The organism is Xylanibacter brevis P6B11 (assembly GCF_000621825.1).
In the GTDB taxonomy this organism is placed as follows: Bacteria; Bacteroidota; Bacteroidia; order Bacteroidales; family Bacteroidaceae; genus Prevotella; species Prevotella brevis.
In genome coordinates this window covers 123803-139886 of record NZ_JHXG01000007.1, presented here as the reverse complement: position 1 = coordinate 139886, position 16084 = coordinate 123803, and the positions used below count along the sequence as shown (strand labels likewise).

The following is a 16084-nucleotide window of genomic DNA, read 5'->3' as shown; positions in this document are numbered from 1 at the left end:
CTTGCCGGCTAGATGCCAAGTCCGCCTTGAAACGAGGCATCGATGGCTCGGCTTTGTTGTATGCGCGAATAGGGCGGCACATTGTTCGTCACCCAGATGTTACCACCAATCACCGAATCGTGGCCTATGGTGATGCGCCCCAGGATAGAAGCGTTTGAATAGACCGTGACATGATCTTCGATGATAGGGTGGCGCGGGATGTTCAGCATGTTGCCATTCTCATCATAGCGGAAGCTCTTTGCACCCAGTGTCACACCCTGATACAGCGTGACGTGGTTGCCGATGATGGCCGTCTCGCCAATCACCACGCCGGTGCCGTGGTCAATGGCGAAGTATTCGCCAATCTCGGCACCTGGATGAATGTCGATACCCGTCTTCGAGTGTGCCTGTTCGGTGATGATGCGTGGTATCACAGGCACCTGCATCTTGTGCAGCACGTGAGCAATGCGATAGTGCGTCATGGTGTTCATCACCGGATAGCAGTATATCACCTCACCATAGTTGGTGGCGGCGGGATCGCTTTGGAACATAGCCTCCACGTCGGTGTATAGCAGACGCTTCACCTCGGGCAACTCATCGATGAACTTCAGTGCCAGATCTTCGGCAGCCCGTAGCACGGCGTCTTCTGTGCAGTCGCAATCCTCGCAGAACTGCATGCCGCGGGCTATCTGTCGTTTCAGCAGGGCGTACAGTTCGTCCATGCTTACGCCTATGTGGTAAGAGCGCATCTTCTCGTCGCTCTGACGTTTGTGGAAGTAGTCGGTGAAGATGATATCCTTACACAGGCTCACAATGCGCCTTACCTCCTCTACGCTTGGCATCGGTGCCGAGCCCGCGGGCATCATGTCGCGCTCGCGGTCCGACAACTTCGACAGTTTGGCTACGTTTCTCTGTAGCACTTCGTTCAGTCCGTCCTGTTCCATTTATGTCTTTTTTTGTTATTTATTGTTTTTTTTGTCGGAGGTGCGAGATGCGAGGTGCGAGGTGCGAGATGCGAGGTGCGAGGTGCGAGATGCGAGGTGCGAGGTACGAGGTGCGAGGTCAGATTTGCTGGCGGATTTTTCTATCCTCGTACCTCGTACCTCGTATCTCGTACCTCGAATCTATCCTCGTACCTCGAATCTATCCTCGTACCTCGCACCTCGTACCTCGTACCTCGATATTACCTGATGAACAGCAACTCGCGGTATTTAGGCAGTGTCCAGAGTCCATCCTCTACGATGAGCTCCAGTTTGTCCACCTCGTAGCGTATAGCTTCCATCTTCGGACAAACCGTGTCGTGGTAGGCAATGGCACGCTGGTGGATATCGTCGATGCGGTTGGCCACACGGCGCGCCTCGGTCAGGTCGTCAACGAGCTGTTCTATCTTCTCCGTGCGCTCGGCAATCTCCTCAATGAGTTTCATGTTGCGCGTTGACAGGCGTTGTGCGCGCTCGGCGTCGAACACCTCCTTCATGCCCTGCACGTTCTTAATCAGCTTCGACTGGTAGTGCGTGGCCACAGGTATGATGTGGTTCATGGCCAGGTCGCCCAGCACGCGCGCCTCTATCTGTACGGTCTTCACGTACATCTCCCATTTTACCTCGTTGCGAGCCTCCAGCTCCTTCTTGTTCATCACCTTGGTGCTCTCAAACATCTTGATGCTTGCCTCGTCCAGGTAGTGCTCGAAAATCACGGGGCACGACTTCTCTACGTCGAGTCCGCGCTGGGCAGCCTCCTTCACCCATTCCTCGCTGTATCCGTTGCCATCGAAGCGCACGGGCTTACACGTCTTCACATCGTCTTTCAGCACCTCTAGCAGCGCCTGAATCTTGTCTTCGCCCTTGGCAATCTTGGCATCCACGCGCTCCTTGAACGAAATCAGGGCCTCGGCCATGGCAGCGTTGAGCGCAATCATAGCGCTGGCACAGTTCACGCTGGAACCAGGAGCACGGAACTCAAAGCGATTGCCTGTGAAGGCAAATGGCGATGTGCGGTTACGGTCGGTATTGTCCACGATGAGGTCGGGAATCTGAGGAATGTCGATGACCATGCCCTGCTTTCCCTTCAGGTTGAAAAGTTCGTTGGTCTCTGATGTCTCAATGTGGTTCAGCAGTTCCGTGAGCTGCGTGCCCAGGAAGCTGGAGATGATGGCAGGAGGTGCCTCGTTGCCACCCAGACGGTGAGCATTGGTAGCACTCATGATCGAAGCCTTCAGCAGGCCATTGTGCTTATATACCGCCATCAGTGTCTCTACGATGAAGGTCACGAAACGCAGGTTCTCTTCTGGTGTCTTGCCTGGAGCATGCAGCAGCACACCATTGTCGGCGCTGAGGCTCCAGTTGTTGTGCTTACCACTGCCATTGATGCCATCGAACGGCTTTTCGTGCAGCAGCACGCGGAAGCCATGCTTGCGTGCCACCTTCTTCATCAGCGACATCAGCAGCATGTTGTGGTCCACCGCCAGGTTGCACTCCTCAAAGATAGGAGCCAGCTCAAACTGGTTGGGTGCCACCTCGTTGTGGCGTGTCTTTACAGGGATAGCCAGTTCCAGCGACTGAATCTCCAGGTCCTTCATAAACGCCTGCACGCGGTCGGGTATCGTTCCAAAGTAGTGGTCGTCCATCTGCTGGTTCTTCGCACTCTCATGACCCATCAGCGTGCGCCCTGTCATCAGCAAGTCAGGGCGGGCCGAGTAGAGGCCCTCGTCCACCAAGAAGTACTCCTGTTCCCAACCCAGGTTCACCTGTACCTTGGTCACGTCGTCATAGAAATACTGACACACATCCTTGGCAGCCTTGCCCACGGCATGCAATGCGCGCAGTAGCGGAGCCTTGTAGTCTAGTGCCTCGCCAGTATAGGCGATGAAGATGGTGGGGATACACAGCGTGTCGTCGATGATGAACACAGGGCTTGTTGGGTCCCATGCAGAGTAGCCGCGCGCCTCGAAGGTGTTGCGGATACCACCGTTGGGGAATGAGCTGGCGTCGGGCTCCTGCTGTACCAGCAGTTTGCCAGAGAACTTCTCCATCATGCCACCCTTGCCGTCGTGCTCCACAAAGGCATCGTGCTTCTCGGCAGTGCCCTCGGTCAGAGGCTGAAACCAGTGGGTGTAGTGTGTGCATCCCATCTCAATGGCCCACTGCTTCATGCCGGCAGCCACAGCGTCGGCTATAGAGCGGTCCAGACGGGCCCCGTTGTCAATCACATCCACCAGCTTGTCGTAGATATCTTTTGGCAGGTATTTGTACATCTTCTCGCGATTGAACACATACTTGCCGAAATACTCTGACGGACGTTCGCTGGGTACTTCCACGTTGACGGCGCTCTTCTTGAACGCCTCTTCTACTACCTGAAATCTTAAATTATTTGTCATTGTCTTGTCTAATTTTGCCTGCAAAGGTACGAATAAGTGAGCAAAGAACAAAATAAAAAGACTCGCTTTTTATTATTTCTTTCGAATGCAAGTACCTTGGACGCAGTCAGAGGTACGAATAAACGAGCGAAATGCAAAAAAAGCTCGCTTTTTATTTGTATTTCTCCACGATTGGAGCCGCCTACGGCGGGAAATTTTCCAGAATTTGGTTCAAAATTAAACAGGATTTTTATCCTTGCAGCGAAGAAAATTAAATTGAGAAATTTTGTTTTCAATTTTGAAAAATTTCCCTGCGAAGCAGGCTAAACCTCCCACGAAAGGAAGGAACCATACTCCCCTCCAGTTGGAGGGGCTGGGGGAGGCTCCTAATCTCTGAAACGCTTCACGATGTCGCCATAAGCCTCGATTCTGCGGTCGCGCAGGAAAGGCCACCAGCGGCGCACCTGTTCAGAGCGCTTCAGGTCCACCTCGACTACCGTCTCTACCTCTTCGTTGGTGGGTGCCTCGTAGAGCAGCTCGCCCTGTGGCCCAGCCACGAAGCTCGTGCCCCAGAAGGTTTGTTTGCTCTGGTCTTGGCCCCTCTCTTCTCCTACACGATTCACCGTGATGACGGGCAACCCGTTGGCCACGGCATGTCCGCGCTGCACCGTCTGCCACGCCATGCGTTGGCGTTCCTGCTCCTCGGGAGTGTCGTTCGGATCCCAACCGATGGCAGTGGGGTATATCAGCATCTCAGCCCCCGCCAGCGCCATCAGTCGTGCAGCCTCGGGGTACCATTGATCCCAGCACACCAGCACGCCCAATCGGCCCAGAGAGGTGTCGATAGGCTTGAATCCCATGTCGCCAGGTGTGAAGTAGAACTTCTCGTAGTAGCCAGGGTCGTCGGGTATGTGCATCTTGCGGTATTTGCCCGCCACAGAACCGTCTTTCTCCAAGACCACGGCTGTGTTGTGATACAAGCCTGGTGCGCGGCGTTCAAACAACGAGGTCACGATGACCACCTGTAGCTCCTTGGCCAGTGCACCATAGAACTCGGTAGAGGGTCCAGGTATCGGTTCTGCCAGGTCAAACGTGTTTACGTCCTCCTCCTGACAGAAGTACAGCCCGTTGTGCAACTCCTGCAGCACCACCAGCTCGGCACCCTCGCGTGCCACTTTTCTGATTTTCTCGGCCAGTCGCAGCTTGTTGCCTTCCACGTCGGCCGTGTTGTGTTGTTGTATGATTCCTATTTTCATATGCTCGTTGGGTCAGCTCCTTCAAGTGTACTATGGGTTTAATAATATTGCATCGTGCAACAATGCAGCGAACCGTGCTGCCACACCACCGCCATGCAGTCTATGCCCACCACCTCGCGGTCGGGGTACGCCTGGCTGATGATGCTCATTGCCTCGGCATCCAAATCCGGCTGGTTGTAGGTAGGCACCAGTACCGCCCCGTTAATCACCAAGTAGTTGGCATAGGTCGCAGGCAAGCGGTTGTGCTCCTCATCGAATACAGGGCGGGGCAGAGGCAGCTTCAGCAGTCGGTAGGGCTTGCCCCCCATGGTGCGCAGCCCTCTTAGTTCCTCTTCCATTAGTCTGAGGTCAGGATGCGCCTCGTCGCCACCTGTATATACTATGGTGTCGTTAGGACAGATGCGCACCAGCGTGTCTATGTGTCCGTCGGTGTCGTCGCCAATCAGACTGCCGTGGTTCAACCACACCACGCGCTCGGCGCCCAACCATGCTTTCAGTCGCTCCTCTATCTCCAGTTGCGTCAGAGGCTGGTTGCGGTGTGGCGCCATCAGACAGCAGCTGGTCGTAAACACCGTGCCCTGTCCGTCGCTCTCTATCGAGCCACCCTCCAGCACAAAGTCCAGATGCTGCTCGTAGGCACCCTTCACCAGTCCCTGATCATACAGGTGGCGGTTGATGGCATTGTCTCGCTCGGCCTCGAACTTCTCACCCCAACCATTAAACTGAAAATCGAGCAGCACCAGTTGCTGGTCCTCCTCGACGGTGATGAAGCCGTGGTCACGTGCCCACGTATCGTTAGAAGTGAAAGAAGTGATGCTCGCATTTTCCATCTTGCCAAGCTCGGCGCTTAGCGATGCCGGAGCGACGATGAGCAAAGCCTCGCGCTTAGCAATTTCGCGAGCCATATTTCTGTAGACAGCCGTGATATCGTGTAGGATAGGCGCCCAGTCCGTATCCCTGTGAGGCCATGTTAGTTGCACCATGCTTTGTGCCTCCCATTCGGCCAGCATCCGTCTCTTGTTAGTTTTCATGGTGCAAAGGTACAAATAAGTGAGCGAAATACAAAGAAAAGCTCGCTTTTTATTTGTATTTCCGAACGATAGTACCTTTGGCACTCCCCTCCCATGTAGGGGAGGGGTTGGGGGTGGGGGCAGTATTGTTCTAACTGCAAAGAAGTTACAGACCCCACCCCAGCCCCTCCCCTTGAAGGGAGGGGAGTTCAGCGGAAGGGAGGGGTTAATTCATACAACTAGCCACGCCGAGGCTAGTGGCGATCGCCGTAAGTATGGCGATAACAGTTTGATCGCTCGAAAGAAAAAAGAAAAACGAGTTTTCCTTTTGCATTTCACTCACTTAATCGTACCTTTGACTGCGTCTAAGGTACTATCGCTCGAAAGAAAAAAGAAAAAAACGGTTTTTTCTTTTGTTCTTTACTCGCTTAATCGTACCTTTGCACAAAACAATAGAAAGTGAACGAAAAATGGTGCTGGAACTGAACGAAACTCTGATAGAGGGAGCCGAAAGGACGGTGTCGATGCTCGCCGAGGAGGGGCAGATGGTATGCCTGACCGGTGGCACGGCAGCATGCCGTACGGGCCTGTTGCTGGCTATGATGGGCTTGAGGGCGGTGAAGAGTGGCTACGTGTGCATAGATGGCGAACCATTGTCGGCAGAGATGGCCGACGAGTTTAGGGCGCTGATGGCCTATGCTCCCGATCGGTTGACGGCCGAGGGTGAGGTGAAGCGCTATGAACCGCCCACGGTGCAGGAGGTGTTTGCGCTGAAGGCTAACCGTGAGTTGCCTATCTCTAATGGTATATTGGCCGAAGAGATGAAACGCACGGGAGCGGATGGCGAGAAGGCACGCCTGCTGGCTGTGGCGGTGCTGAGACACAAGCCCATTCTGCTGGTGGACAACCCTGCACCAGAGAGTGCCGGCTATTTGCGGCAACTGGCGCAGGAAGAGGGAAAGCTGGTGGTGGCTACAAGTGCAGAACAGGCCATCGTGGAAGCTGCCCATATCGTCGTGGAGTTATAGCGTTTCTCACAGGGACGTCCTGAACATTTTCAAAACTTTAATAAGCTAAAAATAGAGAACAATGGAAATACAATCGAATATAGGCGTGGTGATGTTGCTCGTGCTACTGGCAGGGGCTGTAGCCGTGTTGGCATGGGCCGACAATAAGTCGCTGTGGCGCATACTCAAGGCTTTTGCCTCGTTGACGCTGCAGATGATCGTGGTGGGCGGTGGCGCCTGGGTGGTGTATCACTACAACTCGATATGGATCAGCGGACTATGGCTTGTGGCCATGCTGACACTGGCCACTGGCTGGTGTATGATGGAAGGCCGACTGAAACAGCGCAACATGATGTTGCCCGTGGCAGGCGCCGTGGTAGGCAGCACCATGCTGACGGGCGGCTTGCTGATGTGGTGCCTGAGTAGCAGGGCCATGGTCCCCGTGGTGGGCGTGCTGTTGTACTATCTGACAACGGCTGTGGTGCAGATGATGCAGACCTATGCCAGCAGCCTGAGACACACCACGGCACACAGGGCCTACCTGACGGCCAACGGTGCTACTAGACTGGAAACACTGATGCCTAGCGTAAAGCGAGCTTTGAGGGCCTCGGTGATGGCACAGATAAAACAAATGGCACAGCCACTGGTGGTGGCTATGCCAACATTGTTTTGCGGTATGTTGCTGGGTGGTGCCCAGCCATTGGGCGCGGTAGCTGTCACGCTGCTACTGATGGCAGCGGCCTTTGTGGCCTCGGTGGTGGCTACATTGCTGTTCTTGACACTGGCCGAGCGCTTCTCGTCACTGGGCAAGTAGGAAGGCCTTGAAGTCGGCGAAGTCCTTCGTCATGGGCACACTTTGCTTTTGTCCCTTCATGAAGGCAGCCAGGCGCTCGGGTATCTCAACGTCGATGCCCAGGATATCATCGACTTTCTCTTTAAACTTAGCTGGATGGGCTGTCTCGCAGAAGATGCCTATCTCGCCAGGCTTTAGTTGCTCTTCGAGGGCGCGATAGCCGCAGGCTCCGTGGGGGTCGAGGATATAGCCAGTCTCGCTGTAGCACTGGCGCATGGTCTCGCGTATCTGCTCGTCGTTATAGGTGGCGCCGCTGATGAGCGAGGTGATGCGCTGGTGGGTCTCCTCGGGCGAGAGTTTGCCATTCTCGCTGTACAGGTTGATGATGCGGGCGAAGTTTGAGGGGTCGCCTACGTCCATAGCGTTTGCCAGTGTCTGCTTAGAGGGCTTGGGGTTATACTGACCCGTCTGCAGGTAGTTATAGAAGATATCGTTGGCATTGTTGGCAGCGATGAAGCGCTTCACGGGCATGCCCATCTGATGACCGAAGAGGGCAGCACAGATGTTGCCAAAGTTGCCAGAGGGTACACAGATGGTGATGTCTGATGTCTGATGGCCGAGGGCTGAGAGTTGAGCTACTGCATTGAAGTAGTAGAACGCCTGAGGCAAGAAACGTGCCACGTTGATGGAGTTGGCCGAGGTAAGCTTCATGTGGTTGTTGAGCTCGGCATCCATGAAGGCACTCTTCACCAGGCGCTGACAGTCGTCGAAGACACCATCCACCTCGATGGCGGTGATGTTTTGTCCCAGTGTGGTGAACTGGCATTCCTGGATGGGGCTTACCTTGCCTTTAGGATAGAGCACATATACGTGGATGCCCTCTACGCCCAGGAAACCATTGGCCACGGCAGAGCCGGTGTCGCCACTAGTGGCTACGAGCACGTTGACCGTCTCGTGGCGTCCTTCCTGCTTGATGAAGTATTGCAGCAGGCGTGCCATGAAGCGTGCGCCCACATCCTTGAATGCCAGCGTAGGGCCATGAAAGAGTTCCAGCGAGTAGATGTTCTCTTTCACCTTGACGATGGGGCAGGGAAACTGCAAGGTGTCGTAAACCAAATCTTGCAGACTGTCTAGATCCACATCGTCGCCAAAGAAGGCACTGGCCACGTTGTAGGCGATATCCTGAAACTTCATCTTCGGCATGTTGCTGAAGAATTCGGCTGGCAGCTTGTCGATACGTTCGGGCATATACAGTCCGCGATCTTCTGCCAATCCCTTTACCACGGCCTTGTGAAGGTCGGCCATGGGAGCTTTTCCGTTCGTGCTATAGTATTTCATATATATCTATAATATTCAGTTTCTGTATTTTCTTTTCTGTTTTCCTCCTTATTTCTCCCTGATGATGTATCGCTGGTAGTAGGTCTGCAAGAGTGAGGTCATGGGCAGGGCGATGACCATGCCCAGCAAGCCCAGCAAGGCGCCCCATACAGACAGCGAGAGTAGGATGAGGGCAGGGTTGAGCCCCGTCACACGCCCCATGATACGAGGCGTGAGAATAGTGTCTTGGATGGCCTGCACGATGGCAAAGACCAGCAGCGCCATGCCTAGCACCACCCAGAAGTTCTGACCTGTCTCGGCTGATTTGACGATGGCCAGCATGATGGTGGGGACAAAGCCTACCAGTTGGAGGTAGGGCACCATGTTGAGCAGGCCAATGAACATGCCCAAGGCGATAGCTAGGGGGAAGTCGATGATGAGGAAGCCGATGCTGAAGAGCACTCCCACACAGAAGGCCACCATGGCTTGTCCGCGGAAATAACGGTTCATGCCGGTCTCAAGGTCGGTGACCACCTGACGGGCTATCTTACGATATTTCAGGGGCAGCATCTTGACCCATCCTGTGGACATGCGTTCGTAGTCGAGCAGGATGAACAGCGTGTAGAGGCCTATCATGGTCAGCGAGAACAATCCCATCACCATATTGACAGACTGGCTGGCAAAGTCCCACAGACGCGGTACGGCAGCCTTCATCTCTGTGATGAATCCCTCTTGCGACACGATGGCCTTGATATTCTCTGCGCTGAGGTGCTCGTGGATGAACGTCTGTAGTGCATCGGGGATGTTGCTCAGCGTGGCATTGTTTTCTGCATAGCTGATAACGAGGTCCTTGATCTTGGCTGCTTCGTCGATGAAAGGCGGTACAATCAGGATGAAGCCACCCCACGCCACCAGTCCTACTGTGATGAAAGCGCAGATGATGCCTGCGATGCGATATTTCAAGCGCAACTTGAACTGGAAGAACTTGACCAGAGGCAGCAGCATGTAGGCTATGAACCACGCAATGAAAAACGGGGTGAGTACGCTGCTCAGACGGTTGAGCAACAGGTAGATGGCCACGCAGATGATGGCCCCCATGATGCCCCTGACAAAAGCGTCGAATGTGATGGTCTTGTGTTCCATACCTCTGGTTGTTTTTGAGTGATACTAAATGCTCATGAAGGTCTGCATAAACTCATTGAGGCGCAGCAGACCATAGCCACCTGCGACGCACGACTCCTCGTCGTAGTACTCGACGTCGTCGGGCTCTATACCTTTATAATATATGAGGAAAGGCACTGGCTCGTTGACATGGATGCGTTGTTCTACAGGGGTGGGGTGATCTGGTAACACGGCGATACACACGGGCTCACTCATCTGCTCGGTCGCCTCGAGAATGGGTTTGATGAGGCGTTTGTCGAGATAGTCGATGGCTTTGAGCTTCAGCTCTAGGTCGCCATCATGTCCTGCCTCGTCGGTGGCCTCTACATGTACGAAGACGAAGTCGTCGGTTTGTAGGGCATCGATAGCTGCCTGCGCCTTACCCTCGTAGTTAGTGTCGGCAAGTCCTGTGGCTCCAGGCACCTTGATGATGCGAAGACCAGCATATTTGCCAATGCCCTGAATCAAATCGACAGCCGAGATAACGGAGCCCGACTTAATCTGTGGGTACAGTTGCATCAGCGTCTGCATAGAGGGACGATAGCCTCCACTCCAAGGCCAGATGCTGTTGGCCTGACGTTCGCCACGTGCAGCACGCGCTTGGTTGAAGGGGTGCTGGACGAGGAGTTCTTGAGAGCGCACTATGAGAGTGTTGAGGAGATCAGCTGTGAGACCCGCCCCCAGCCCCTCCCTGTGAGGGCGGGGAGTGGTTACCTTTTTCGTTTCTTCATTGTCTTGAGAGTAATTACTCCCCTCCCTCTCAGGGAGGGGCTGGGGGGTGAGTCTGCGCCACTCCTCATTCGGATGATCGTGTGGCGGTGCACAAGTGATGTATTTGCTACCACCCTTGATGACGAGCAGGTGGCGATACTGGATGCCACAAATGAACTTCACAAGCTCGTAACCCGCCTTGTCGTTGATAGGCTTTGCCAGGTGCTCGTTCAGATAGTCAATCAGCACACGGGCATCCTCCGTCTGGAGGTTTCCACCATTATGAGTGATAATCTTACCATCCTCGAGGGTGATGATATTACAACGCAGCGCCAGGTCGTCGGGCTGCATCTCGTAACCAATAGATGCCGCCTCCAGGGGGCCGCGGCCCTCGTACACCTGGTTCAGATCGTAGCCTAGGATGGCCGTGTTGGCCACCTCAGAACCAGGTTGGAAACCCTCAGGTATCGTGATCAGGCGGCCTGTACGTCCAGCCTTAGCCAGACGGTTCATATATTCAGGTCTGGCATACTGCAGCAACGTCTTGTTGCCCAGTCGTTCCACCTTGTGGTCGGCCATTCCATCGCCCAAAATGATGAGATGTTTCATAATCAGATGTTTGCTATTGACATAACATTTGCGAAAACGCCTGCTGCCGTAACGCCGGCGCCAGCACCATAGCCCTGGATAAGCATGGGATACTCTTTATAGCGCTCGGTGGTGAGCAGCACGATGTTGTTCGACCCCTCAAGTCCGTAGAACGGATGACGAGGACCCACGGCCTCCAGCGACACGGAAGTCTTGAACACGGGCTGCTTGCCGTTGGTGGTTGTAGGATTGGTTTCCATTTTGGCCACAAATCGCCAGCGCTTCTGCTCCTTGTCCAGTTCTTGACGGCGCGCTTCGAAGTCGGCATCGAGCGTAGGCAGGTTCTTCCAGAACTCGTCGAGTGTGCCCTCGAAGAAGCTGTCGGGCATGAATAGGTGCTTTTCAACATCCTCTTGCTCTACCTTATAACCAGCTTCGCGTGTCAGAATGACAAGCTTGCGGATCACGTCTTTGCCGCAAAGGTCGATACGTGGGTCGGGTTCTGAATAGCCTTTCTCTTTGGCCTGTCGTACCGTCTCGGAGAAGGGGGTGTCTTTAGATATGGTGTTGAAGATAAAGTTTAGTGTGCCACTGAGTACAGCCTCGATACGCAGTATCTTGTCGCCAGAGTTAAGCAGGTCGTTGATGGTACCAATGATAGGCAACCCAGCGCCTACGTTGGTCTCAAAGAGAAACTTCACGCCTCGTTTCAAGGCTGTCTGCTTCAGCTTGGCATAATTGTCGTAGGCTGACGAAGCCGCAATCTTGTTGGCTGTAACCACCGATATGTTGTGGTCAAGGAAGTCCTGATAGAGGCTTGCCACCTGTTCAGAGGCTGTACAATCTACGAACACCGAATTAAAGATGTTCATACCGATAACCTCCTGCTTTAGTTTGCTGATGTCGCTATCCTGCAACTGTTCGCGGTAGTTGCTCAGGTCAATACCGTCGCGATTGAACACGGCCTTCTTGGAAGAGGCGATGCCCACCACGTTGAGTTTCAGTTGGCGCGTCTCTTTCAAAGTGTCGTATTGCGAACGAATCTGCTCGATGAGGTTGCCACCCACGGTACCGATGCCACAGATGAAGAGGTTGAGCACCTTGTATTCCGACAGGAAGAACGAGTCGTGCAATACGTTGAGTGACTTGCGCAGATACTGTCCGTCGACCACAAACGAGATGTTGGTCTCGGAAGCTCCCTGGGCACAGGCAATCACGCTGATACCAGAACGCCCCAACGTGCCAAACAACTTACCAGCGATGCCTGGTGTATGCTTCATATTCTCGCCCACGATAGCGATGGTGGCCAGACCACTCTCGGCATGCATGGGGAACATGGCACCTGTCTCAATTTCTTTGGCGAACTCCTGGTTCAGTACTTCTACGGCTTGTGTGGCATCCTCGTCGCGAACACCAATAGAGGTAGAGTTCTCTGACGAGGCCTGCGATACCATGAAGACGGATATACCATTCTCTGCCAATGTGGAGAAAATGCGACGGTTGACACCAATAACGCCCACCATCGAAAGACCCGTCACCGTGATTAGCGTGGTACCACTGATTGACGAGATACCCTTAATAGGCTTCGAGTCGTTCTCAATCTTCTGCTTGATAAGGGTGCCAGGATGACTGGGATTGAAGGTATTCTTGACCTTAATTGGTATGTTCTTGACGCACACAGGATAGATTGTAGGCGGGTAAACCACCTTGGCGCCAAAGTTACACAGCTCCATAGCCTCGACATACGACAGCTCGTTGATGGTGTAGGCTGTCTTGATGACACGAGGGTCGGCAGTCATGAAGCCATCTACGTCGGTCCATATCTCGAGCACTTCGGCATCGAGCGCTGCAGCAATGATGGCAGCAGTATAATCAGAACCACCACGTCCGAGGTTGGTGGTCTCGTTGGTGTCACGATCGCGGGCAATAAAGCCTGGCACTACGGCCACGGTGCTGCTGTCGGCAACATTGCAAATCGGCGCAAAGGCATCTTTCACCAGGAGATTGGTCAACTCGGCATCGAGCACGTGCTTGCCCTGTTTCTTGACCGTACGGATAAAGTCACGGCTATTCATGCGGCGACCACCGCGAATCAGGCTAGCCACGATATGACTGCTCAGGCGCTCGCCGTAGCTCACAATCGTGGCTTCGGTCTTAGGACTGAGGTCGTGAATCAGATAAACACCATAATATATGGATTTCAGTTCTTCGAAAAGCGAGTTGATGATGTCTGTCAGTTGCTGATGCTTTTCCTGTTCTTTGAAAAGCGTGTCAATCATGTCCAGGTGGCGCATGCGCATGCTGTTGAACTCGGTCTTCCACATCTCATCGCCAGCCAAAGCTATTTTCGAGGTGGCAATAAGGCGGTCTGTGATGCCACCGAGGGCGCTGACTACTACAATAACGGGTGTCTTCTCGGCCTCGACGATACGTTTTAAACTGAGGATGCTATCTACGGAACCTACGCTGGTGCCGCCAAACTTCAGTACTTTCATTGATTTAGTTTTTATATTACAAGGTGCAAAGGTAAGTAAAAAATGTGAAATACCGACGATGATAGAATATTTTTTTTGTACCTTTGCACTTGAAATGATAAACGAATACCAATTACGCGTGTTGCCACAGGTGGCAGCCGACGGGGCGGTGCTCCGCAAATATATTGCCGAAGAACAGGGACTGGCCATCAGCACTGTGAAGGCTGTGCGTGTGTTGAAACGTTCGATAGACGCTCGTCAACGTACCATCTTCGTGAACTTGAAGGTGCGTGTATATGTGAACGAGCTGCCTACTGACGATGAATACGAGCATGTGGACTACCATGATGTGAGTGGACGTCCGCAGGTGATTGTGGTGGGCGCTGGTCCTGGCGGACTCTTTGCTGCCCTCCGACTCATTGAACTGGGCTATCGCCCTGTGGTGCTGGAGCGAGGCAAGGATGTGCATGAACGCAAAAAAGACCTTGCCAACATCTCACGCACCCAACAGGTGGACGGGGAGAGTAACTATTGTTTTGGCGAAGGCGGTGCTGGGGCTTATTCTGATGGAAAACTTTATACTCGCTCTAAGAAGCGTGGCAACACAGAGAAGATACTGCGCGTGTTCTGTCAGCATGGCGCTTCGACCAATATTCTGGCCGATGCTCATCCGCATATAGGTACCGACCGACTGCCTCAGGTCATCGAGGCGATGCGCAACACAATCATCCGTTGTGGTGGTGAGGTGCATTTCCAGACAAAGATGACGCGCCTGATCACCGAGAATGGTAAGGTCATAGGGTGCGAAGCAGTCTCTACGGATGCTTCTCACGTTTCTCCACTCATGACGACCTTCACCGGTCCTGTCATTCTGGCTACAGGCCACTCGGCACGTGATGTGTATCGCTATTTGGCAGAAGCCAATATCCAGATTGAGGCCAAAGGTATTGCTGTGGGTGTACGACTGGAACATCCGTCGCAGTTGATAGACCAGATTCAGTATCACCGCAAAGAGGGTAGGGGCCAATGGTTGCCTGCTGCAGAATACTCGTTTGTGACACAGGTGGAGGGACGTGGCGTCTATTCGTTCTGCATGTGTCCTGGTGGTTTTGTGATTCCTGCTGCCACGGGTCCTGAACAAATCGTGGTCAACGGTATGAGTCCTGCCAATCGTGGCACGCAATGGAGCAATTCGGGTATGGTAGTGGAGGTTCGCCCTGAAGACATAACTAGTGAGAAGGCGTCTCCGCTTGCCATGATGCATTTCCAAGAACAATTGGAGAGGATGTGCTGGCAACAGGGAAATATGAAGCAAACGGCACCGGCACAACGTATGGCCGACTTCGTCAATGGCCGACTGAGCAGCGATCTACCTAAGAGCTCGTATGCCCCAGGATTGATAGCTTCGCCGCTGCATTTCTGGTTGCCTAAGTCTATCTCAGCCCGTCTGCAACAGGGCTTCAAGACATTCGGACGTCAGGCTCATGGTTTCCTGACTAACGAGGCGGTGATGATTGCCGTGGAGACACGAACATCGTCGCCTGTACGTATTGTTCGCGATGCCGAGACATTGCAACATGTTCAGGTAGAGGGTCTTTTCCCTTGTGGTGAAGGAGCCGGCTATGCTGGGGGCATCGTGTCGGCAGGTGTCGATGGCGAACGATGCGCAGAGATGTGTGCCCTCTATATGGAAAAAATTGTGTAAAGAAGCTTGGTGATTTCATTTTTATTCCGTATCTTTGCTCACAGATAGTAATTAACCCTGTAAATCTATACGTTTATGAACAAGGAGGAAAAATTTGTTATCACCATCAGTCGCCAGTTTGGTACCGGTGGACACGAGATTGGAGCAGAGTTGGCACGCCGTCTTGACGTGAAGTTACTGGATAAACAGATATTGAACGAGGTGGCACGCAGATTTTGCGCAGTAGAAAATGCCGTTGAGAATATCGAGGCTCGAAACCCATTATGGCGTGATGACTTCACACAGTTCTATCGCTCATATATGGCTGGTGCTGAGTATAATGGTCAGGAACATGACCAGACGTCGCGCCAGTTGTTTGAGGCGCAGGCAGAAGTGATAAGGAAGATTGCAGCACAGGAGTCGTGCGTCATCGTAGGACGATGTGGCTTCCATATCTTCCGTAATCACCCGAATGCCCTGAAGATATTCATTCATGCCGATGATGATTGCAGGAAGCAGCGCATAGGCAGGAAGTATGATATCTCTGAGAGCGATGCTGCTGCCATGATAGTGGACAATGACTATAGTCGTGAGCTTTACACGAAGACCTATACAGGCAGCGACTGGCAGGATGCACGCAACTATGACATAGCGCTCAATGTGCGTAACTTTGGCGTGAATGGTGCTGTTGACTTCCTGATGACATGCCTCAGTCCCCTAAGTTAGGGGGATGGGGGTCTGAACGGAAG

The 16084-nt window shown here is 53.4% G+C and carries 12 protein-coding genes; 4 read left to right on the top strand and 8 right to left on the bottom strand.

The window, feature by feature from the left end:
* Positions 1 to 8 precede the first annotated feature (8 nt).
* The 4 genes from epsC to T496_RS0103455 all read right to left on the bottom strand — a co-directional run bounded on the left by epsC (position 9) and on the right by T496_RS0103455 (position 5621).
* Positions 9 to 923 carry a serine O-acetyltransferase EpsC gene (gene epsC, locus T496_RS0103475; RefSeq protein ID WP_027449515.1) on the bottom strand — a complete coding sequence of 305 codons (915 nt, stop codon included), beginning with the start codon at positions 921 to 923 and terminating at the stop codon, positions 9 to 11.
* A 239-nt stretch (positions 924 to 1162) separates the two neighbouring features.
* The gene (locus tag T496_RS0103470; RefSeq protein WP_027449514.1) at positions 1163 to 3355 is read right to left on the bottom strand and encodes a glutamine synthetase III family protein; all 2193 of its coding nucleotides are present in this window, start codon (positions 3353 to 3355) and stop codon (positions 1163 to 1165) included.
* A 365-nt stretch (positions 3356 to 3720) separates the two neighbouring features.
* On the bottom strand, positions 3721 to 4590 hold the full coding sequence (locus T496_RS0103460) for a carbon-nitrogen hydrolase (RefSeq protein ID WP_027449512.1): 870 nt from the start codon (positions 4588 to 4590) through the stop codon (positions 3721 to 3723).
* A 38-nt stretch (positions 4591 to 4628) separates the two neighbouring features.
* Positions 4629 to 5621, bottom strand: coding sequence for an agmatine deiminase family protein (locus T496_RS0103455; protein WP_027449511.1), 993 nt, complete (start codon positions 5619 to 5621; stop codon positions 4629 to 4631).
* A gap of 449 nt (positions 5622 to 6070) precedes the next feature.
* On the opposite strand from T496_RS0103455, the gene T496_RS0103445 reads away from it, so the two are divergent.
* Complete coding sequence (locus T496_RS0103445) at positions 6071 to 6628, top strand: ATP-binding cassette domain-containing protein (protein ID WP_027449509.1); 558 nt, start codon at positions 6071 to 6073, stop codon at positions 6626 to 6628.
* Between the two features lie 61 nt (positions 6629 to 6689).
* Positions 6690 to 7421: an ABC transporter permease gene (locus T496_RS0103440; protein WP_027449508.1), complete on the top strand. Its 732-nt coding sequence runs from the start codon at positions 6690 to 6692 to the stop codon at positions 7419 to 7421.
* Here T496_RS0103440 and thrC read toward each other — a convergent pair.
* Genes thrC through thrA form a run of 4 tightly spaced genes read right to left on the bottom strand, consistent with a single transcriptional unit; the run spans position 7407 to position 13672 of the window.
* Positions 7407 to 8738 carry a threonine synthase gene (gene thrC / locus T496_RS0103435; protein WP_027449507.1) on the bottom strand — a complete coding sequence of 444 codons (1332 nt, stop codon included), beginning with the start codon at positions 8736 to 8738 and terminating at the stop codon, positions 7407 to 7409. The genes T496_RS0103440 and thrC overlap by 15 nt on opposite strands.
* Before the next feature lie 48 nt (positions 8739 to 8786).
* Positions 8787 to 9860, bottom strand: a complete 1074-nt coding sequence (locus T496_RS0103430; protein ID WP_027449506.1) for an AI-2E family transporter — start codon at positions 9858 to 9860, stop codon at positions 8787 to 8789.
* Positions 9861 to 9884: 24 nt separating this feature from the next.
* Positions 9885 to 11198 (bottom strand): cofactor-independent phosphoglycerate mutase, encoded by a 1314-nt coding sequence (locus tag T496_RS0103425; RefSeq protein WP_027449505.1) that lies wholly within the window; start codon positions 11196 to 11198, stop codon positions 9885 to 9887.
* Positions 11199 to 11200: 2 nt separating this feature from the next.
* Positions 11201 to 13672 (bottom strand): bifunctional aspartate kinase/homoserine dehydrogenase I, encoded by a 2472-nt coding sequence (gene thrA, locus T496_RS0103420; protein ID WP_027449504.1) that lies wholly within the window; start codon positions 13670 to 13672, stop codon positions 11201 to 11203.
* A 94-nt stretch (positions 13673 to 13766) separates the two neighbouring features.
* On the opposite strand from thrA, the gene T496_RS0103415 reads away from it, so the two are divergent.
* Together T496_RS0103415 and T496_RS0103410 are read left to right on the top strand one after the other, a co-directional pair.
* Positions 13767 to 15356 (top strand): NAD(P)/FAD-dependent oxidoreductase, encoded by a 1590-nt coding sequence (locus T496_RS0103415; RefSeq protein ID WP_027449503.1) that lies wholly within the window; start codon positions 13767 to 13769, stop codon positions 15354 to 15356.
* A gap of 75 nt (positions 15357 to 15431) precedes the next feature.
* Positions 15432 to 16061, top strand: coding sequence for a cytidylate kinase-like family protein (locus T496_RS0103410; protein WP_027449502.1), 630 nt, complete (start codon positions 15432 to 15434; stop codon positions 16059 to 16061).
* Positions 16062 to 16084 lie beyond the last annotated feature (23 nt).